The following is a 20,092-nucleotide window of genomic DNA, read 5'->3' on the forward strand; positions in this document are numbered from 1 at the left end:
CACCGGTATATCCGCTTAACGTCGTCCCGCTGCGAGTCGCCGGACCAACGACGGCCGCGGGAAAGGAAGATCGGGGGTGTGCTCATTGCGGATCGGACTGCTCACCGAAGGTGGCTACCCGTACGCCTCGGGTGAGTCCAGGCTCTGGTGCGACCGGCTCGTGCGCGGGCTCGCTCGGCACGAGTTCGACATCTACGCCCTCAGCCGCAGCGCCCAGCAGGAGGACGGCGGCTGGATGCCGCTGCCCCCGCACGTCCAGCGCGTGCGCACGGCCCCGCTCTGGACGCCCGAGGACGACGGCCGCAGCTACGGCCGGCGCGACCGCCGGCGCTTCGCCACCCACTTCGGCCACCTGGTCGCCGCGGTCTGCGGCAGCGACGGGAACGGCTTCGCGGAAGGCCTGTACGGGCTCGCCGAGCTGGCCCGCGAGCGGGGCGGACTGTACGCCGCCCTGCGCTCCGAAGTCGCCGTCCGCGCCCTGGAGTCCGCCTGCCGCGCCCGCGGCGCACGCCGCGGGCTGCACGGCGCGACGGTGCCCGACCATCTCGCCTTTGTCGACCGGCTGGAGCGCGCCCTGCGCCCGCTCTCCCTGGACTGGTACGACACGGACAGCCTCGGCGCGGTCGACCTCTGCCACGCCGCGTCCGGCGGCACAGCGGCCCTTCCCGGCTTGTTGGCCAAACGCTTCTTCGGTGTCCCGCTGCTGGTCACCGAGTACGGCGTCCAGCTCCGCGCGCACTATCTGGCGACCACCGACGCGCCCCTCAGCACACCCGTGCGCACCCTGCTCGCCGCCTTCCACGGCCGGCTCGCCGCCGAGGTCTACCACCAAGCCGCCGTGATCACCCCCGGCAACGGCCACGCCCGCCGCTGGCAGGAGAAGTGCGGCGCCGACCGGACCAAACTGCGCACGGTCCACCCCGGGATGGAGGCCGACCGGTTCGCCGCCGTCGGCGAGGGGGGCGACAGCGGCGACCCGCACACCCTCGTCTGGGTCGGGCGGATCGAGCCCGCCAAGGACCTGATCGCCCTGCTGCACGCCTTCGCGGAGATCCGCCGGGCGCAGCCGGCGGCGCGGCTCAGGATCGTGTTCGCGCCCGTGCAGGACCCGGGAGCCGACGCGTACCTCGGGCACTGCAAGGCGCTCGCCGCCCAGCTCTTCCCCGACGAGGCCGCCGACGCACACGCCGTCGGCGACAACCCGGTCTCCTTCGAGGAGATCGGCGGCCCCGACGCCCCCGATCTCGCCGAGGCGTACGCCTCGGGCGCTGTCGTCGTGCTCTCGAGCGTCGTCGAGGGATTCCCCGTCAGCCTCGTCGAGGCCATGTTCTGCGGCCGCGCCACCGTCTCCACGGACGTGGGTGCCGTCGTCGAGGTCATCGGAGGCACGGGGCTGGTGGTGCCCCCGCGCAATCCACAGGCACTCGCCGACGCCTGCCTCGCGCTGCTGGCCGATCCCGGCCGGCGCGAACGGCTCGGTGCCGCCGCCCGCGCCCGGGCGCTCGAACTCTTCACCGTCGAACAGAACCTGTCGGCATTCCGCGGGATCTACCTGGAGCTCATCTCCCGCGCGCCGGTCCACCGGGAGGCGGAGGGTATCGGCGCCTCGGGCCAACCGCGTCCCTTCGGCCGGCCCGCCGAGGCGTTCCTGCCGGGCCACTGGACCGGCCGTGCCGGGTGCCGCGGCGTGCTCCCCGCATGGGCGGGGCAGCCCGCCGTCGCCCGTACGGGATCGGGGGACGGCGATGCCTGAGGCCGGCAGGACCATGCCCCGGAGAGGACCCGCCGACCCCGTCAAGGCCCTTCTCCACCGCCACCGCCGACTGTGCCGGCGGGCCGTCGACCCGCTGGAGATCGCCGCCGGACTGGAGGCCCACGGCGTCACCGACCGTACCGCCGCCCGGTTCCGGCACCGCGATGTCTTCTCGCTCGCCGAGGAGCTCTACGCGCGCGTGCCGCGCGACGGCGACGGCGACAGCGGCAGCGAGGCCGGCACCGACAGCCGCGGTGGCGGCGGTGGTGACGGCGGCGGCCGGACCGGCACCACCGGGAACCCCCGCACCGCCGCCGGGCCGGACGACGAAGGGTCCCGCGCCGACCGGGCCCTCGCACTGCTGCCCGGAGCCGTCGGCGCGCTCGTCTTCGCCGGTCTCGCCGTCACCGACGGGCTCCTGCGGCTCACCGTCGGCGCCGCGGGCGCCGTCGGTCTCGCCGTGGCGCTCCTCGGCTGTCTGCGCCGTGGCCCCCTGCGCGCCCCGGGACGCAGAGTGCCCGGCACCCGCGCCTGGACCTGCTGGCTCCTCGGCTACGCCGTGTGCGGTGACAGTCTGCTGGCCCGGCTCGTCTCGGGCGGCCCCGACGAACTCCGGGCGCCGGACGCCGGGCCGCTGCTCGGGCTGGCCTTCGCGGTCGCCCCCGCGGCCTGGTGCGCCCGGACCTTCGCCGTACGGGCACGGCGCAGACTCGCCGGCAGCCGCGGACTGGAGGACTTCGCCGCCGGGACGCGGCCCCTGCTCCTCGGTGTCGTCGGGTGCTACCTGGCGGCCCTGGCGGCGCTGCTGGTCCTCGTCGCTCTCGTTCTCGACCGGATCGTCGGCGGGGGGCCCGGGGGCGGGCGGGCCGGCGCCGCGCTCGCCGGCACCGCCGCCCTCGGCGCCCTGCTCTTCCTCGCCCGGCTCCTCACCGTCCACGGCTACGCCGAGGCCGCCGCCACCGGCCTCCTCGCCGCGAGCTCCGCCGAAGTGCTCGCCCTCGCCTCCGTGCTCGCCGGGCGCGTTCCCGGCTGCGACTGGCTGGGCCGGCCTGTCCAGGCGGTCGTCGGGAGCTGGGGCGCCGGAGCCGTACCCGCCCTCGTCTGCGGCGCCGCCGCCCTCGCCCTGCTCGCGCACGCCGCCGCCGTCCTCACCCGGGCCTCCGCCCACGCCACCCCCTGATCTCCCGGCGGGCGGCACGCCCGCCGGGGACGCGGCACCGCCACCGGGACACCCAGCCCCCTGCAGCACCAGCCGTACCACCCGACGCGACACCATCAAGGAGAGAAGAGACATGACCCCCCAATCCCCTGCCACGACCCGTCGCCGCGAGGGGGCCGCGCGATGAGGGTGCTGCTGCTCGGTGCCAATGGATTCCTCGGCCGTTTCGTCGCCGACCGGCTGCTGGCCGACCCGGCCGTGCACCTGACCGCCCTCGGGCGCGGGGACGACGCCGATGTGCGCTTCGACCTCGCCGGCGGCAGCCCCGGCGCGCTCACCCGCTTCCTGGACGCCGTCCACCCCGGGGTCGTGATCAATTGCGCCGGGGCGACCCGGGGCGGCGCCCGCGAGCTGACCCGGCACAACACCGTCGCCGTCGCCACCGTCTGCGAGGCACTGCGCCGCAGTGGTTGCGGGGCGCGCCTGGTGCAGATCGGCTGCGCCTCCGAGTACGGCCCCTCCCAGCCCGGTTCGTCGACCGCCGAGGACGCCGTGCCCCGCCCCGGCGGTCCCTACGGCGTGTCCAAGCTCGCCGCCACCGAACTGGTCCTGGGCTCCGGCCTCGACGCGGTCGTCCTGAGGGTCTTCTCACCCGTCGGCCCCGGGACCCCGGCCGGATCACCACTCGGCCGGCTCGCCGAGGCGATGCGCCGCGCCATGCAGTCCGGCGACGGCGAGCTGAAGCTCGGCGGCCTCGGTGTGCAGCGCGACTTCGTCGACGTTCGCGATGTGGCGCGGGCCGTGCACGCCGCCTCCCTCTCCGCCGCCCAGGGCGTGGTCAACATCGGCACCGGCCGCGCCGTACGGCTCCGCGACGCCGCCGCCGTGCTCGCCCGCGTCGCCGGTTACGGCGGTGCCCTGCACGAGCTGGACGGCCCGCCGGCCCGGCCCGCCATCGGCGTCCAGCGCGACGGGCACGGCCCGGAGCACCTGTCCGCCGGCCCCTATCCCTACCCGGACGGCTGCGGCGGCTGGCAGCAGGCGGACGTCCGCACCGCGCGCGACCGGCTCGGCTGGCGGCCCCGGATCAACCTGGAGGAGTCGCTCGCCGACATCTGGATGGAGGCCGCGTGCCGCATCTGACCAGCACGGGCACCGAGCTGTCCGCGACCGGTGCGGAACGGCTGGGCTTCGGTGTCCCCGGTTACGCCCATCCCCTCCTCGCACCGGTCGAATGGGCCGAGCTGACCCGCCCCGGCACACCCGTCCACTGGGCCGTGCTGAACGTCTCGGACGGCCCGGGGGCCCGGCCGGACCCGCACTGCCTGGAGGCGGCGGGCAGACTGCGGAACGCGGGCGTGCGTGTTCTCGGTCATCTGGACCTCACTCATGGGTCCCGGGCCTTCGGCGAGATCGTGTCCGACGCCCACCGGTTCCTGGACTGGTACCGGGTGGACGGCTATCTGCTGGACCGCTGTCCCACGGACCGGGCGGACCTGGCCGCTGTGAGACGCGCCACTGCCACCCTGGAGGCGATGCTGGAGGACGCCGACGGCGGCCACCTGGTGCTGGGCCACGGCACCCACCCGTGTCCCGGCTATGCGGAGATCGCCGACCAACTCGTCACCTTCTCCGGCCCATGGACCGACTACCGCTGGTCCCAAGTGGCGGAGTGGACCGCGGACCACCCGCCCGAGCGGTTCGTGCACCTGGTCCACGGTGTGCCGCGCACCCATCTCGACGAGGCGATGCGCATCGCCCGCTGGCAGGGAGCCGGGACGATCTTCTTCACCGACCGCACCGGACAAAACAATCCATTCGAGGCGCTGCCCGGCTACTGGGACGAAATCGTCTCGCAGATCGGACCGGGTGTCTCGGAATGAGAAGGGCCGTGGCAGTGTTACGAGAGAACCACTGACTCCCGACCAGCTGTATTGATGAGGTCTCCGTGTCGCTGCCACCCCTGGTCGAGCCGGCTGCCGAGCTCACCGTAGACGAGGTCCGCAGGTACTCCCGCCACCTGATCATCCCCGACGTCGGGATGGACGGGCAGAAGCGGCTGAAGAACGCGCGCGTACTCTGTGTGGGCGCGGGCGGCCTCGGCTCGCCCGCCCTGATGTACCTGGCCGCGGCCGGTGTGGGCACCCTCGGCATCGTGGAGTTCGACGAGGTCGACGAGTCGAACCTGCAGCGCCAGATCATCCACAGCCAGTCCGACATCGGCCGCTCCAAGGCCGAGTCCGCGAAGGACAGCGTCCTCGGCATCAACCCGTACGTGAACGTGATCCTTCACGAGGAGCGGCTCGAGGCCGACAACGTGATGGACATCTTCAGCCAGTACGACCTGATCGTCGACGGCACGGACAACTTCGCCACGCGCTACCTCGTCAACGACGCGTGCGTGCTGCTGAACAAGCCGTACGTCTGGGGCTCGATCTACCGGTTCGACGGCCAGGCCTCGGTCTTCTGGTCGGAGTACGGCCCCTGCTACCGCTGCCTCTACCCCGAGCCGCCGCCGCCGGGCATGGTCCCCTCCTGCGCCGAGGGCGGCGTGCTGGGCGTCCTGTGCGCGTCCATCGGCTCCATCCAGGTCACCGAGGCGATCAAGGTCCTGGCCGGCGTGGGCGACCCGCTGGTCGGCCGACTGATGATCTACGACGCCCTGGAGATGCAGTACCGCCAGGTCAAGGTCCGCAAGGACCCGAACTGCGCGGTCTGCGGCGAGAACCCGACCGTCACCGAGCTCATCGACTACGAGGCCTTCTGCGGCGTCGTGTCCGAGGAGGCCCAGGAGGCGGCGCTCGGCTCCACGATCACTCCCAAGCAGCTCAAGGAGTGGATCGACACGGACGAGAAGATCGACATCATCGACGTCCGCGAGCCGAACGAGTACGAGATCGTCTCGATCCCCGGTGCCCGGCTGATCCCGAAGAACGAGTTCCTGATGGGCAGCGCCCTCCAGGACCTGCCGCAGGACCGGCGCATCGTCCTGCACTGCAAGACGGGTGTCCGCAGTGCGGAAGTCCTCGCGGTGCTGAAGTCCGCCGGCTTCGCCGACGCGGTCCACGTCGGCGGCGGTGTCATCGGCTGGGTCAACCAGATCGAGCCGGAGAAGCCGGTCTACTAGGGCGTGTTTCGCCCTGGACCGCGCTGCCGCCGCACCCGGTCATGTGTGAGGGGCCGGACCCTCGGGGGTCCGGCCCCTTCGTGCGCCCGGCCGCCTACGAGCAGGTGGTGCCGTTCGCCGGCACCCTGCCGTCCATCAGATAGTCGTTGACCTTCCCGGTCACACACGCCGACGTGCCGTAGGCGCCGTGCCCCTCGCCCTTGTTGGTGAGGAGCACACCCACGCCCTCGCCCAGCTCGTCCGCCATCTTCTCGGCGCCCTCGTACGGCGTTGCGGGGTCACCCGTGGTGCCCACCACCAGGATCGGCCCCGCGCCCGGGGCGCTCGCCTCGAAGTCGGCCGACTCGCCCTTCACCGGCCAGTCCGCGCACCACCCCGCCGTGTCCCAGGCGAGGAACTCACCGAAGACCGGGGAGATCCGCCGGAACTCCGGCAGCATCGTCCGCACTTCGCCGGCCGTCGGGCGACGGTTGCTGTCGGCGCACGAGATCGACCGCTGGGAGTGGCTGTCGGTGCCGTAGTGGCCGTTCTCGTCACGGTCGTTGTACCAGTCGGCGAGCGCCAGCAGCCGGGCGCCCTTGCCCTCCTCGGCCTCGCTGAGCGCGTCCTTCAGTTGCGGCCACAGGCTCTCCGCGTACAGCGCCTGCGCGATGCCCGTCAGGGCCAGGCTGTCGGTGAGCTCCCGGCCGCCGTCGCCGGTCGGCAGGGGCTGCGCGTCGAGCCGCTTCAGCAGCGCGGCCACGCGCGCGGTTCCCCGCTGGGGGTTCTCGCCGGTCGACGCGAGGTAGTTGCCCAGTGCCCGCTGGAAGCCGGTGGTCTGGTTGCGGGCGTGACCCACGGCGTCGGCCGTGGGGTCGACGACCGCGTCCAGGACGAACCGTCCGACGTTCTTCGGGAACAAGTGCGCGTAGGTGGCACCCAGCTGGGTGCCGTAGGAGATGCCGAAGTAGTTGAGCTTCTCGTCGCCCAGCGCCTGGCGGACGATGTCCAGGTCCCGCGCGGCGTTGGTCGTGGAGACATGCGGTATCAGCTTGCCGGAGCGGGTGGCGCAGCCCTTGCCGAAGTCGGCGCCGTCCTTGAGGAAGGCGGTCACCTCGGCGTCGGTCTCCGGTGTGAGGTCGACCCGCTTCTCGGCCGCCGCCAGTTCCTTGTCGTCCCGGCAGACCACGCCGGAACTCTGCGCGACCCCGCGCGGATCGAAGCCCACCAGGTCGTACCGGGTGTTGATGTCCCGGTACTCGTCGGCGAACTGGGGCAGCATGCCGACACCGGAGGCGCCCGGTCCGCCGAAGTTGAACAGCAGCGAGCCGATCCGGCGGCCCTTCTCGCGGGCCTCCTTGCGGATCAGCGCGATGGAGATCTCCTCTCCGCCGGGCTTCTTGTGATCGAGGGGTACCTTGACGCTCGCGCACCGCCAGTCGCCGCCGGGCTCCTCCTCGCCCTCGGGCGCCTCGCAGGCCCGCCAGTCCACCTTCTGGCCGGCTCCGCCGCCCGCCGGGCCGCCGCTGCCCGCCCTGTCGGTTCCGGTCCCGCTGTCGCAGCCCGCGACCGTCCCGGCCAGCAGAGCCGCCGCTGCCACCAGGGCTCCCGTCCGTGTCCGCTTGGACATGCGCTCCCACCCCACTCCCGTGCTGAACGGCCATCCTAGGCCGGTACCACCCGCCCTCACCGGTCCTGTGGACGGCGGGCCTATCGGCACACCGTTCCCGAGGCAGGCACCCTGCCGTCGAGGAGGTAGCCGTTCACCGCGTTCTGCACACAGGCATTGCCGCCGTTGTACGCGCCGTGCCCCTCACCCTCGTAGGTCAGCTCGATGCCGACGCCCTTGCCCAGCGCCTCCGCCATCGCCCTGGCACCCGCGTACGGCGTGGCCGGGTCGCCGGTCGTGCCGACGACCAGGATCGGGGCCGAGCCGGGTGCGCTGACGTCCGGGTGGTCCCAGCCGCCGGGGACGGGCCAGTGCGAGCAGCCCAGCAGTCCCCAGCCGAGGTACTCCCCGAACACCGGCGACGCCGCGCGGAACTCCGGCAGCTTCGCCTTCGTCTGTTCCAGCGAGTACCGCGCCTTGTTGTCGACACAGTTGATGGCCGCGTTCGCCGCCTGGACGTTGCTGTAGTTGCCGTTCTGGTCGCGGCCGTTCATCGAGTCGGACAGGGCGAGGAGCAGCGAGCCGTCACCGCCGTCCGCCTCGTCGAGGCCCTGTTCGAGGTACGGCCAGTACTCCTTGGAGTACAGCGCCTGGGCGATGCCGTTGGCCGCCTGCGACTGGGTGAGTTCCCGCTCCCCGATGCCCGGGATGGGTTTCTTGTCGAGTTCGTCGAGCAGGCCGATGACGAAGGACTCGATCTCCTCGGGGGTGCTGCCCGGCAGCTTGCACGCGTCGCCGCGGGACACGCAGTCCCGGGCGAAGTTGTCGAGCGCCAGCTGGAAGCCCTTGGCCTGGCCCAGCGAGCCCTGTTCGGCGGTGCCGCCCGGGTCGACGACGGCGTCGAAGACCGCGCGTCCGACGGCCTTGGGGAACAGGTGCGCGTACACGCCGCCCAGCTCGGTGCCGTAGGAGATGCCGAAGTAGTACAGCTTGTCGTCGCCGAGTACCTGGCGCATGAGGTCCATGTCCCGCGCCGCGTTCAGGGTGCCGACGTGGGGCAGCTCGTCGCCGGAGTTCTCCTCGCAGGCGTCGGCGAACCGCCGCAGCCCGTCCTGGTACGCCTTCTCCTCGGCGGCGTCGTCGGGGGTGGCGTCCAGCGCGTAGAACGCGTCCAGCTCCGGGTCGTCCTCGCACTCCACGCCCTCGCTGCGGCCGACCCCGCGCGGGTCGAAGCTCACCAGGTCGTAGCGGGTGCGCAGCTTCTCGTACTCCTTGGCGAACGACGGCAGGCCGGTGACGCCGGAGCCGCCGGGGCCGCCGAAGTTGAAGATGAGGGAGCCGATGCGCCGTTCCGGGTCGGAGGTCTTCGCACGGATCAGGGCGATCTCGATGGTCTCGCCGTCGGGGTCGGCGTAGTCGAGCGGGGCGTTCATGAACGAGCACTCCCACCGGGTGCCGCCGGGCAGCGGGGACGGCTCGGTCCCGCCGCCCTCCGCCACGGACGGCGCCGGGCACGGCTTCCACGTCAGCTTCTGCGCCGCGAGCGAGGTGGGCCGGGCCGGACTCTCGCCCGTGTCACCCGCGTCGCCGTCGTCGGAGCACCCTCCGGCGAGCAGCGCGCCGACGATCACCGCGGCCAGCACCGCACCGCGCCGGACGGGGGACGAGACGGCGGCCAGGGCGGCACGTGTGGACGGCATGCATCCATCGTGCGCCTGTCCGCCGTGGGGCGCCCGTGCGGGCGGTCCATGCGGGTGGCCCACACGGGTGGCCCGTCGGTGGGCCCCCACGGCACCTCCGGTGCCGTCGGAGGCCGCGTCTGGGGCCGCTCCGCAGAAGGCCGCCCTGGGGGCCGCCTTCCTCGGACGTCGTCCTCCTCAGACGTCGTCCCCTTCGAGGTCGTCCTTCTCAGGTCGCCCTTCTCAGAGGTCGCCCTTCCGGGTCAGGTAGTTGAACGAGAGCCACCCGGGCAGCACCGGCAGCCACAGCGTCATCACCCGGTACAGCAGGACGGCGGGGGCGGCGATCTCCGCGGGGAGCCCGCCGACAGTCACCAGGCCGAACGTCAGCGCGGTCTCCACCGCGCCGACACCGCCCGGCGTCGGCGCCGCCGAGCCGATCGCGTTGCCCGCCAGGAACACCACGGCCAGGCTCGCGTAGCTGAGCTGCTGGTGCCCGCCGTCGAAGGCGCGGATGCAGGCGTCCAGACACAGGACGAATGCCGCCGACAGCAGCAGCATCCCGCCGATGCCGGTGAGCAGCTTCAGCGGCCGCTGCAGCACGTCCAGCATGCGCGGCACCACACCCGCGAACAGCGAGCGCAGCCGGGTCGACGCGAACTTCCGCAGGCCCGGAATCGCGGTGACCACCAGCACCAGCACCGCCACCGTCAGCAGGCCGGCGATGACCGTCCTGGACGGCGTGAAGTCCTGGGTCTTCTCCGTGCCGGTCAGATAACCGAAGGCCAGCAGCAGCAGGATGTGCGCCCCGAGACCGAAGAGCTGCGAGGCGCCGACACTGGCCACGGCCAGCCCCGGCCGGACCCCCGAGCGCTGCAGGAAGCGTGTGTTCAGCGCCACGCCACCCACCGCGGCGGGGGCGACGATCTTGACGAACGACCCGGCGACCTGAGCGATCACCGTCCGGACGAACGACACCCGCTCGGGCACGAAGCCCAGCAGGCTCATCGCGGCAGCCACATAGCTCACGGCCGAGAACAGCACGGCCGCCGCCACCCAGCCCCAGTGCGCGTGGCCGATGGTGGACAGCTCGGTCCGGGCGATCTGCGAGAGCAGGAAGTAGGCGGCGATGGCCCCGGCGATCAGGCTGATCAGCGTCCGGGGCCTGATCCGCTCCAGCCGGACCGGCTCGACCGGCGCCTGCGGCCGGATCAGCAGCACCTGCTGGCGGATCTGCGCGAGCAGGTCCTCCTCGCGCGCCTCTTCCAGGGCCTCTTCCAGGGCTCGCTTCTCGGCCTGCTTCTCCGCGCGTACCGCCCTGCGTTCGGCCCTTTTCTCCTCCTCGGTGCGCTCCTCGTCCGTCTTCCGGTGCGCCTCGATGCGGGCCTGCCGGGCCGCCTCCGACGCCGCCAGCACCGCCTCCCGCTCCCGCTGCGACCGCTCGCGCGCCAGCTTGCGCAGCGTCCCCCGGGTCGAGCGGCTGAGCGCGATCGGCTGGAGCAGCGGCAGACAGTCCGCGACGGCGTCAGGGCCGAGCACCTCGACGGCCGCCGCCACCGCCCGTTCGGCGCCCACCCGCAGTCCGAGCGTGGTCAGCAGCTGGGCGATGTCCATGCGCAGCACCAGGTCGCCGGCGGCGATCTCGCCGCCCCGCAGATCAGTGATGATCACCTTGCCGGAACGATCCACCAGAAGGGCGTCACCGGTCAGCCTGCGGTGCGCGATACGCCGCGACTGCAGCGCCTTCACCTGCTCCCAGGCCCCTCGCACGACCTCGTCGGTGATCTCGTCGTCGGCGAGCGCGTCCAGCGAACGGGCACCCAGGTGCTCGTACACCAGCATCACGGCGTCCGGGCCGAGCTCCGAGGTGGCGATCAGTTTCGGCGCGTTCGCCCCGGCGGCGATCGCCGCGTACGCCAGCAGCGCCTCCTGCTCCAGGGCCTGGCGCAGCGACTGCAGCGAGCGGCGGGTGGTGATACCGCGCAGCGTCATCCGGCGCCACACCCGGTAGAAGAAGCCCTGCGCCTGCTGCTCGCGGTCCACGACCGTGACGTCGAGCGGGTCGCCCTCCTCCAGCGTCACCAGATAGCGGCGGCCCCGGTCGCCCTGCTCGGCGGTGTCCGGGACGTCCTCCGAGCGCATCGCGGTGACCGGGCGGAAGCCCACGTGGCGCAGACCGGCGAGCAGCGTCTGTCCGGTGGGGCGGACGTTCGGGGAACCGACGGCGTAGAGCGTGCCGTAGGCGACGGTCCAGCCGATCAGGATGGTCAGGATGATCGAAAGCGGTGTGGTGTAGCCGGCCACCAGCATGGTGAACGCGTCGAGCAGCAGCACCGCCCACAGCGCCACCCGCCAGCGCGGCCTGCGGGCCATGCCGACGGCCGACATGTAGGCGATGACGGGCGCGAGATAGCCGTGCACCGGGTCGGTCAGTCCGCCGCCCGCCTGCGGCTGGGTCAGGGCGTCCTGGATCGTCGCGGGCGCGCCCCTCGCCACCCACAGGTCGGTGGCCAGCGTGACCCCGTGCGCCAGCACGGCGGCGAGGACGCCGTCCGCGATCCGCAGTCCGTCCCGCTTGATCAGCCGTTCGATCGCGAAGGCGACCGGGACCAGCAGGACGGCGATGCTGGAGGCGAGCCCGGCCAGTTTGACGAACACGTCGGGGGTCTGGTCGGTGCCCTTGCTGATGTCCTGTTCCAGGCCGGACGTGGTGCCGTGGGCGAAGGCGGCGATGGCGATGACGACGCCGATGGCGAGGATGCCGATGAGCAGCCGCAGCAGATCGGACGGGCGGTGGACGCGGGCGGCGAGAAGCGGCTCGTCACCGGAGACGCGGTCGATGTGCCCCTCCGCGTTCGCGCATGTCCGTTCCCGTTCCATTTCTCGGTCCTGCCGGTTCTCCCGGCCGCCGTGACCCCTCGGGTCCCGGTCGTCCTGCCGTTGTGGTTCAGGAGTGTCCGCCTCCGCCGGAGGCCGTACATCCTGCCCCTTCGCCGTCTCTGTGTCTTCTTGATCTCGTATCACCAGTCACCGCCCGGAAGATGGTGGCATGACCGAGCGGGACCGGGGGGCATCAGGGTGCATTGCCCGCGTTGTCGGTGCTGTGGTGCAGGATGGGCCGAATGACTGCGCAGGAGCTTCCCGAGTACGCGGAACGGGTGCTGGAAGTCACCGAGCTCATCCCGCCCGGCCGGGTGATGACGTACGGGGACGTCGCCGAATGGCTGGGTGAGGGCGGCCCGCGTCAGGTCGGCCGCGTCATGGCGCTGTACGGCGGAGCCGTGCCCTGGTGGCGTGTGGTGCGGGCGGACGGACAGCTGCTGCCCGGCCACGAGCTGCGCGCCCTCGGCCACTACCGGGAGGAGGGCACCCCGCTGAAGGAGGCCACCCGTGACGCCGGCGACCACCTGCCGCGCCTCGACATGAGGCGGGCCCGGTGGGACGGCGGGGGAGAGGCGGCCGGCGGGGCGAGTGCGATGGCTCACACCTGACAGCTTGGGCCATCCGGGGGCGGGGCGAGCACTCCGGAAGCCGTACGGAGTACGCGTAACGTTCCTCCTCACCACCAGCACACCCACCAGGACCGGCGATCCACGTGAGCTCCTCCTCCATCACCACCGGGCGTACGCACAACCGTGGGCGGACCCCGGGCGCGTACCGACTGGTTCGTACCCCGCCGGTCCCCGTGGATCCCCCTCTCCTGGACGCATCGCAGCGCGCCGTGGTTGACCATGGCACGGGGCCGCTCCTGGTGCTGGCCGGCCCCGGGACGGGCAAGACGACCACGCTGGTGGAGGCGGTCGCGGCCCGCGTCGCGAAGGGCACCGACCCCGAACGGATCCTGGTGCTGACCTTCAGCCGCAAGGCCGCGGTCGAGCTGCGGGACCGGATGACGGCTCGGCTCGGCGGTACAGAGGCACCGCAGGCCACCACCTTCCACTCCTTCTGTTACGCCCTGGTCCGCGCCCACCAGGACGCCGGACTCTTCTCCGAACCGCTGCGGCTGCTCTCCGGGCCCGAGCAGGACCTCGCCGTGCGTGAGCTGCTCGAAGGCCAGCTCGGCCTCGAAAAGGAGGGCCTGGCCCGGATCAGCTGGCCCGACGAGCTGCGCTCCTGCCTGACCACGCGCGGCTTCGCCGACGAGGTCCGCGCGGTCCTCGCCCGCTCGCGCGAACTGGGCCTCGGCCCGCGCGCCCTCGGCGCCTTCGCCGCCCGCACGGGGCGCCGGGACTGGTCGGCGGCGGCCCAGTTCCTGGCCGAGTACCTGGATGTGCTCGACATGCAGGGCGTCCTCGACTACGCCGAACTCGTCCACCGGGCGGTGCTGCTGGCCGGGACGGTGGCGCTGCCCGGGTACGACGCGGTCTTTGTCGACGAGTACCAGGACACCGACCCGGCGCAGGTCCGGCTGCTGCGGGCCCTCGCGGGCGACGGGCGCACGCTGTACGCCTTCGGCGACCCGGACCAGTCGATCTACGCGTTCCGGGGCGCCGACGTCAACGGCATCCTGGACTTCCCCGACACCTTCCCCCGGGCCGACGGCACCCCGGCGCCGGTCGCCGTCCTCACCACCTCGCGCCGCTCGGGCGCCGGCCTGCTGGCGGCGACCCGACTGCTGACCGCGAGGATGCCGCTGCCGCGGCTGCCCGCCGACAAGGCCCGCGCCCACCGCGACCCGGCCGCCACACGCGGCGGTGGACGAGTCGAGACGTACACCTTCCCGACCGCCTCCACCGAACTCGACAACATCGCGGACATTCTCCGCCGGGCCCACCTGGAGGACGGCGTCCCCTGGAACGAGATGGCGGTCCTGGTCCGGGCCGGCGGCCGCACCATCCCCACCGTCCGCCGCGCCCTCACCTCGGCGGGCGTCCCCCTGGAGATCGACGGCAACGACCTGCCCCTCCGCCACGAGCCCGCCGTCACCCCCCTCCTGACGGCCCTGCGTGCCACGGCCCGGGCCTCGCTCCACCCCGCACCGTCCGCCACCCCGGCCGGTGACACACCGCCGCGGCCGGAGACACACCCGGACGCGGGGGCCGGGGCCGAGGCCCCGGACCCGGCGAAGACGGCGTCCACGCGCGCGGTGGCCGACGGCCGGCGGGCCGAAGAGGCCGCCGGGGACGCGGGTGCCGACGCCGGCGCGACCGACGGGACGGGGAGCCCGGCCGCCGGCGCGGAGCCGGGCGGGTCCGGCGCGGCGGGCCCGGGAAGCCCGTCGGCCGGGACGACGCCCGCGGACTCCGGCACGTGGCTGGACGCCGAGACGGCCATCAGCCTGCTCACCTCGCCCCTCGGTGGCATGGACGCAGCCGACCTGCGCAGGCTGGGGCGGGCACTGCGGGACGAGGAACGGGCCGGGGGCAACAAGGTGCCGCCGCCGTCCGACGTCCTGCTCGCCCGGGCGCTCGCCGAACCCGAACGGCTCGTCGCGCACGACCCCGCCTACGCGCGCGGTGCCCAGCGCCTCGGCGACCTCCTGCGCCGCACCCGCGAGCTGCTCGCGCACGGCGGCACCGCCGAAGAGGCGCTCTGGCTCCTGTGGGACGGCACCCCCTGGCCCGCCCGGCTGCAGCGCTCCGCGCTCCGCGGCGGCGCGGCCGGCCGCAACGCCGACCGCGACCTCGACGCCGTGTGCGCCCTCTTCGACACCGCCGCGCGTGCCGAGGAGCGCACCGGCGGCCGAGGCGCCCTCAACTTCCTCGAAGAACTCGACGCCCAGGACATCGCCGCCGACACGCTCTCCAAGCGGCCCGTCCGCCCCGACGCCGTCCGGCTCATGACCGCGCACCGCTCCAAGGGACTGGAGTGGAGCCTGGTCGTCGTGGCCGGCGTACAGGAGGGACTCTGGCCCGATCTGCGCCGCCGCGGTTCCCTCCTCGAAGCCGACCGCATCGGCCGCGACGGCATCGCCGAGCCCCTCACTCCGGGCGCCCTCCTCGCCGAGGAACGCCGCCTGTTCTACGTCGCCGCCACCCGGGCGCGCGACCGCCTCGTCGTGACCGCGGTCAAGGCCCCCGCCGACGACGGCGACCAGCCCTCCCGCTTCCTCACCGAGCTCGGTGTGGAGCCCAAGGACGTCACCGGCCGCCCCCGCCGGCCCCTCGCCGTGGCGGCCCTCGTGGCGGAGCTGCGGGCCACCACCGTCGACCCGGACGCGTCCCCCGCGCTGCGGGACGCCGCCGCCCGGCGCCTCGCCCGCCTCGCCGCCCTCACCGACGAGGAGGGCCAGCCGCTGGTGCCCGCCGCCCACCCGTACCGCTGGTGGGGCCTGTACGACCCGACGCACTCCGCCGCGCCCCTGCGCGACCGCGACCGTCCCGTCGCGCTCTCCGGCAGCGCCCTGGACCAGCTGGCCAACACCTGTGCCCTGCAATGGTTCCTCGGCCGCGAGGTCAAGGCGGACGCGCCCGCCACCGCCGCCCAGGGCTTCGGCAACGTCGTCCACGTCCTCGCCGACGAGGTCGCCTCCGGCCGTACCCCGGCCGACCTCGCCGTCCTCATGGAGCGGCTCGACTCCGTGTGGGACGCCCTCGCCTTCGACGCGCCCTGGAAGTCCGCCCAGGAGAAGGAGCACGCGCGCGTGGCGCTGGAACGCTTCCTGCGCTGGCACGTGATGGACCGAGGCGGACGCACCCCCGCCGCCACCGAGCACGACTTCGACGTCACCCTCGAAGCGGGGGAGTACGAGGTGCGCATCCGGGGCTCCATGGACCGGGTCGAGACCGACGAGCACGGACGCGCGTACGTCGTCGACTTCAAGACCGGCAAGCAGGCCCCCACCAAGGACGAGGTGGCCCGCCACCCCCAGCTCGCCGTCTACCAGCTCGCCGTCCGCGAGGGCGCCGTGGACGAGGTCTTCGACGGCCGCCGCCCCGAGCCCGGCGGCGCGGAACTGGTGCACCTGCGCCAGGCCGCCCCCAAGAAGGAGGGCGGCGAGCGGCTGCCCAGGGTCCAGGCGCAGGAACCCCTCGACGGCACGTGGGTGGGCGACCTCCTCGCCACCGCCGCCGGCCGCGTCCTCGACGAGCGGTTCACCCCGTCCAGCGGCAAGCAGTGCGACCACTGCGCGTTCCGGGCCTCGTGCAGCGCCCGCCCCGAGGGCCGCCACATCGTCGAATGAGGACTGTCGGTGGCGCCGGTTAGCCTCGATGACCGTGACCACTCGCCTCACCGACCCCGAGCAGCTGAAAGAGCTCCTCGGCATCCCGTTCACCCCGGAGCAGACGGCCTGCATCACCGCGCCGCCCGCCCCGCAGGTCATCGTGGCCGGAGCCGGTTCCGGCAAGACGACGGTGATGGCCGCCCGGGTGGTCTGGCTGGTCGGCACGGGCCAGGTCGCGCCCGAGCAGGTCCTGGGCCTCACGTTCACCAACAAGGCGGCCGGCGAGCTCGCCGAGCGCGTCCGCAAGGCACTCGTCCGGGCCGGGGTCACCGACCCGGACACCATCGACCATGACGACCCGCCGGGCGAACCCCGCATCTCGACGTACCACGCCTTCGCCGGCCGGCTGCTGACCGACCACGGCCTGCGCATCGGCCTGGAGCCCAGCGCCCGCCTCCTCGCCGACGCCACCCGCTACCAGCTCGCCGCGCGGGTGCTGCGCGAGGCCCCGGGGCCGTACCCCGCGCTGACCAAGTCGTTCCCCACCCTCGTCGGCGACCTCCTCGCGCTCGACGCCGAGCTCGCCGAGCACCTCGTACGCCCCGCCGACCTCCTCGCCCACGACTCCGGGCTGCTCTCCGTCCTGGAGACCGCCCGCCTCAGCAACGCCGACCTGCGCAAGGTCCCCGAGGCCGCGGCCGCCCGCCGCGAGCTGCTCGACCTCGTCGTGCGGTACCGCGACGCCAAGCGCGCCCGCGACCTGCTGGACTTCGGCGACCAGATCGCCCTCTCCGCCGAACTGGCGCTCACCCGCCCCGAGGTGGGGGCGATCCTCCAGGACGAGTTCCGGGTGGTGCTCCTGGACGAGTACCAGGACACCTCCGTGGCCCAGCGGCTGCTGCTGTCCGGGCTCTTCGGCGGCGGCACCGGACATCCCGTCACCGCCGTGGGCGACCCCTGCCAGGCGATCTACGGCTGGCGCGGCGCGTCCGTCGCCAACCTGGACGACTTCCCCGAGCACTTCCCGTACCGGGACGGACGGCCCGCCTCCCGCTTCTCGCTCAGCGAGAACCGCCGCAGCGGCGGCCGGCTCCTCGACCTCGCCAACGAACTCGCCGCGCCCCTGCGCGCCATGCACGAAGGCGTGGCGGCGCTGCGGCCCGCGCCCGGCGCCGAGCGCGACGGCACGGTCCGGATCGCCCTGCTGCCCACCCAGGCGGAGGAGATCGACTGGCTCGCCGACTCGATCGCCCATCTCGTCCGCACGGGCAAGGAGCCCGGCGAGATCGCCGTCCTGTGCCGTACGGCGACCGACTTCCCCGAGATCCAGGCCGCGCTCGTGGCCCGCGACGTACCGGTCGAGGTGGTCGGCCTGTCCGGCCTGCTGCACCTCCCGGAGGTCGCCGACCTGGTCGCCGTCTGCGAGGTCCTCCAGGATCCCGGTGCCAACGCCTCGCTCGTCCGGCTGCTCACCGGGCCGCGCTGGCGCATCGGCGCCCGGGACCTGGCGCTGCTGGGGCGCCGCGCCCGGCTCCTCGTCCACCGGGACCGGGGCGACGACGGCGACCCGGACGAGCGGCTCGCGGCTGCCGTGGAGGGCGTCGACCCGGCCGAGGTGATCTCCCTGGCCGACGCGCTGGACACCTTCCTCGATCCGGCCGGGGAGGACGACGGCCTGCCGTTCTCCGCCGAGGCGCGGGTCCGCTTCGCCCGGCTCGCCGCCGAACTGCGCGATCTGCGCCGCTCCCTCGCCGACCCCCTGATGGACGTCCTCCACCGGGTGCTCGCCACCACCGGCCTGGAGGTCGAACTCTCCGCGTCCCCGCACGCCCTGGCCGCCCGCCGCCGCGAGACCCTGTCCAGCTTCCTGGACACCGCGGCCGGCTTCGCCTCCCTCGACGGCGAGGCGACCCTCCTCGCCTTCCTGGGCTTCCTGCGGACCGCGGCGCAGTACGAGAAGGGCCTCGACAACGCCCTGCCGGGCGGCGAGAACACGGTCAAGGTCCTCACCGCGCACAAGTCCAAGGGCCTCGAGTGGGACGTCGTCGCCGTCCCCGGCCTGGTCACGTCACAGTTCCCGAGCACCAGGTCGCGCGAGTCCTGGACGGCCCAGCCCCAGGTCCTGCCGCACGGACTGCGCGGCGACGCGGCGACCCTCCCGGCGATCGACGAGTGGGGCGCGAAGTCCCTCAAGGCGTTCAAGGAGGCCATGCGGGACCACCAGCACACGGAGGAGCTGCGGCTCGGGTACGTGACCTTCACCCGCCCCCGCTCGCTCCTCCTGGGCTCGGCCCACTGGTGGGGCCCCACCCAGAAGCGCCCCCGCGGCCCGTCCCCCTTCCTGCACGCGCTGTACGACCACTGCGCGGCCGGCCACGGCGAGATCGAGGCCTGGGCGGACGAGCCCGCCGAGGACGCGGAGAACCCGGCCCTGCTGGCCCCGGCGGCCGACCAGGTCTGGCCGCTCCCCCTCGACGCCGCCTCGCTCGCCCGCCGCCGTGCGGCCGCGGACACGGTCCTGCGTCATCTGGCCGCGGCCCAGGAGGAGGGGGAGCACCGGGACGCCCCTGCCCCGGCCGCCGCACAGCCCTACACCCCCGAGCCCCTGTTCGACGACCGCCCGGACCCCGGCTTCGACGACCACCCGGACGGCGACGACTTCGCCGACCACCCGGACGGCGACGGCTTCGACGACCAACCGGACGGCCCCGGCTTCGCCGACCCCCCGGACGGCGACGGGCCGCTGCCGGGCGACCTCGCGGACTGGGACGACTGGGAGACCGAGCTGCCTGCCGCGCCCGTATCCCACGAGCCGGCGCCCGACGACGGCGCCGCGCCCCCGCACGCGGACCTGCCGGCGCCCCGGCGCGGTGGTGACGCCCCCGCCGCCGAGCCGACCCGGTCCGGCGCGAGGGCGCCCGGTGGCCGGCTCCCGCGCGGGAACGATCACCTCACCCCCGAGGAGGCCCGCACCCTCGCCTCGTGGGACCGCGACCTCGACGCCCTCGCCTCCGAGCTGCTCCGCGCCCGCGCCACCACCCGTGACGTGCCACTGCCCGCCTCCCTCTCGGCGTCGCAGCTGCTGCGCCTCGCCGCCGACCCGGACGGCTTCGCCCAGGAGCTCGCCCGGCCCATGCCGCGCCCGCCGCAGCCCGCCGCCCGCCGGGGGACGCGGTTCCACGCCTGGGTCGAGGCCCGCTTCGAGGAGCTGCCGCTCCCGATGCTCGGCCCGGACGAGCTGCCCGGCGGCGAGGAGTACACCGACGAGCCGGAGATCGCCGACGAGCGGGACCTGGCCGCCCTCAAGGAGGCCTTCGAGCACACGCCGTACGCGCGGCGCACCCCGTACCGCGTGGAGGCGCCCTTCCAGCTCGCGCTCGCCGGCCGGGTGATCCGTGGCCGCATCGACGCGGTCTACCGCGACGCCGCCACCGGCACGTACGAGATCGTCGACTGGAAGACCAACCGCGCCCGCACCGCCGACCCGCTCCAGCTCGCCGTCTACCGGCTCGCCTGGGCCGAGCGGCACGGCCTGCCGCTCGACGCGGTGACCGCCGCCTTCGTGTACGTACGCACGGGAGAGGTGGTCCGCCCCGACCACCTGCCGGGCCGTCCGGAACTGGAGCGCATCCTGCTCCTTGGGACGCCCGACGGGACGACCCCGGACGCCGGATAGGCTCA

11 protein-coding genes are annotated in these 20,092 nt (G+C 73.8%); 8 read left to right on the forward strand and 3 right to left on the reverse strand.

Annotated features, from left to right (window positions below; all coding sequences use genetic code 11):
* Positions 1 to 85: 85 nt before the first annotated feature.
* The 5 genes from ACY34K_RS04815 to moeZ all read left to right on the forward strand — a co-directional run bounded on the left by ACY34K_RS04815 (position 86) and on the right by moeZ (position 6,039).
* On the forward strand, positions 86 to 1,753 hold the full coding sequence (locus tag ACY34K_RS04815) for a DUF3492 domain-containing protein (protein WP_462744038.1): 1,668 nt from the start codon (positions 86 to 88) through the stop codon (positions 1,751 to 1,753).
* A gap of 13 nt (positions 1,754 to 1,766) precedes the next feature.
* A complete protein-coding gene (locus tag ACY34K_RS04820) occupies positions 1,767 to 2,933 on the forward strand; it encodes a hypothetical protein (RefSeq protein WP_462744040.1) in 1,167 nt (388 codons plus the stop codon).
* 162 nt (positions 2,934 to 3,095) lie between these two features.
* Positions 3,096 to 4,055, forward strand: a complete 960-nt coding sequence (locus tag ACY34K_RS04825) for an NAD-dependent epimerase/dehydratase family protein (RefSeq protein WP_462744042.1) — start codon at positions 3,096 to 3,098, stop codon at positions 4,053 to 4,055.
* On the forward strand, positions 4,043 to 4,795 hold the full coding sequence (locus tag ACY34K_RS04830) for a spherulation-specific family 4 protein (RefSeq protein ID WP_462744044.1): 753 nt from the start codon (positions 4,043 to 4,045) through the stop codon (positions 4,793 to 4,795). Before ACY34K_RS04825 ends, ACY34K_RS04830 begins: the two co-directional genes overlap by 13 nt.
* A 65-nt stretch (positions 4,796 to 4,860) precedes the next feature.
* Positions 4,861 to 6,039 (forward strand): adenylyltransferase/sulfurtransferase MoeZ, encoded by a 1,179-nt coding sequence (gene moeZ / locus ACY34K_RS04835; protein ID WP_462744046.1) that lies wholly within the window; start codon positions 4,861 to 4,863, stop codon positions 6,037 to 6,039.
* 94 nt (positions 6,040 to 6,133) lie between these two features.
* On the opposite strand, the gene ACY34K_RS04840 is transcribed toward moeZ, so the two are convergent.
* The 3 genes from ACY34K_RS04840 to ACY34K_RS04850 all read right to left on the reverse strand — a co-directional run bounded on the left by ACY34K_RS04840 (position 6,134) and on the right by ACY34K_RS04850 (position 12,186).
* A complete protein-coding gene (locus ACY34K_RS04840; protein ID WP_462744048.1) occupies positions 6,134 to 7,648 on the reverse strand; it encodes an alpha/beta hydrolase in 1,515 nt (504 codons plus the stop codon).
* An 80-nt stretch (positions 7,649 to 7,728) separates the two neighbouring features.
* A complete protein-coding gene (locus ACY34K_RS04845) occupies positions 7,729 to 9,327 on the reverse strand; it encodes an alpha/beta hydrolase (RefSeq protein ID WP_462744050.1) in 1,599 nt (532 codons plus the stop codon).
* Between the two features lie 222 nt (positions 9,328 to 9,549).
* The gene (locus ACY34K_RS04850) at positions 9,550 to 12,186 is read right to left on the reverse strand and encodes a lysylphosphatidylglycerol synthase domain-containing protein (RefSeq protein ID WP_462744052.1); all 2,637 of its coding nucleotides are present in this window, start codon (positions 12,184 to 12,186) and stop codon (positions 9,550 to 9,552) included.
* A 233-nt stretch (positions 12,187 to 12,419) separates the two neighbouring features.
* Here ACY34K_RS04850 and ACY34K_RS04855 point away from each other — a divergent pair, with 233 nt between their 5' ends.
* The 3 genes from ACY34K_RS04855 (at position 12,420) to ACY34K_RS04865 (ending at position 20,087) form a co-directional block, all read left to right on the forward strand.
* A complete protein-coding gene (locus tag ACY34K_RS04855) occupies positions 12,420 to 12,797 on the forward strand; it encodes an MGMT family protein (protein WP_462744053.1) in 378 nt (125 codons plus the stop codon).
* Between the two features lie 104 nt (positions 12,798 to 12,901).
* Positions 12,902 to 16,429: an ATP-dependent helicase gene (locus ACY34K_RS04860; protein WP_462744055.1), complete on the forward strand. Its 3,528-nt coding sequence runs from the start codon at positions 12,902 to 12,904 to the stop codon at positions 16,427 to 16,429.
* A 34-nt stretch (positions 16,430 to 16,463) separates the two neighbouring features.
* Complete coding sequence (locus ACY34K_RS04865; RefSeq protein ID WP_462744057.1) at positions 16,464 to 20,087, forward strand: ATP-dependent helicase; 3,624 nt, start codon at positions 16,464 to 16,466, stop codon at positions 20,085 to 20,087.
* Positions 20,088 to 20,092 lie beyond the last annotated feature (5 nt).

Source organism: Streptomyces sp. STAM6 (assembly GCF_054963715.1).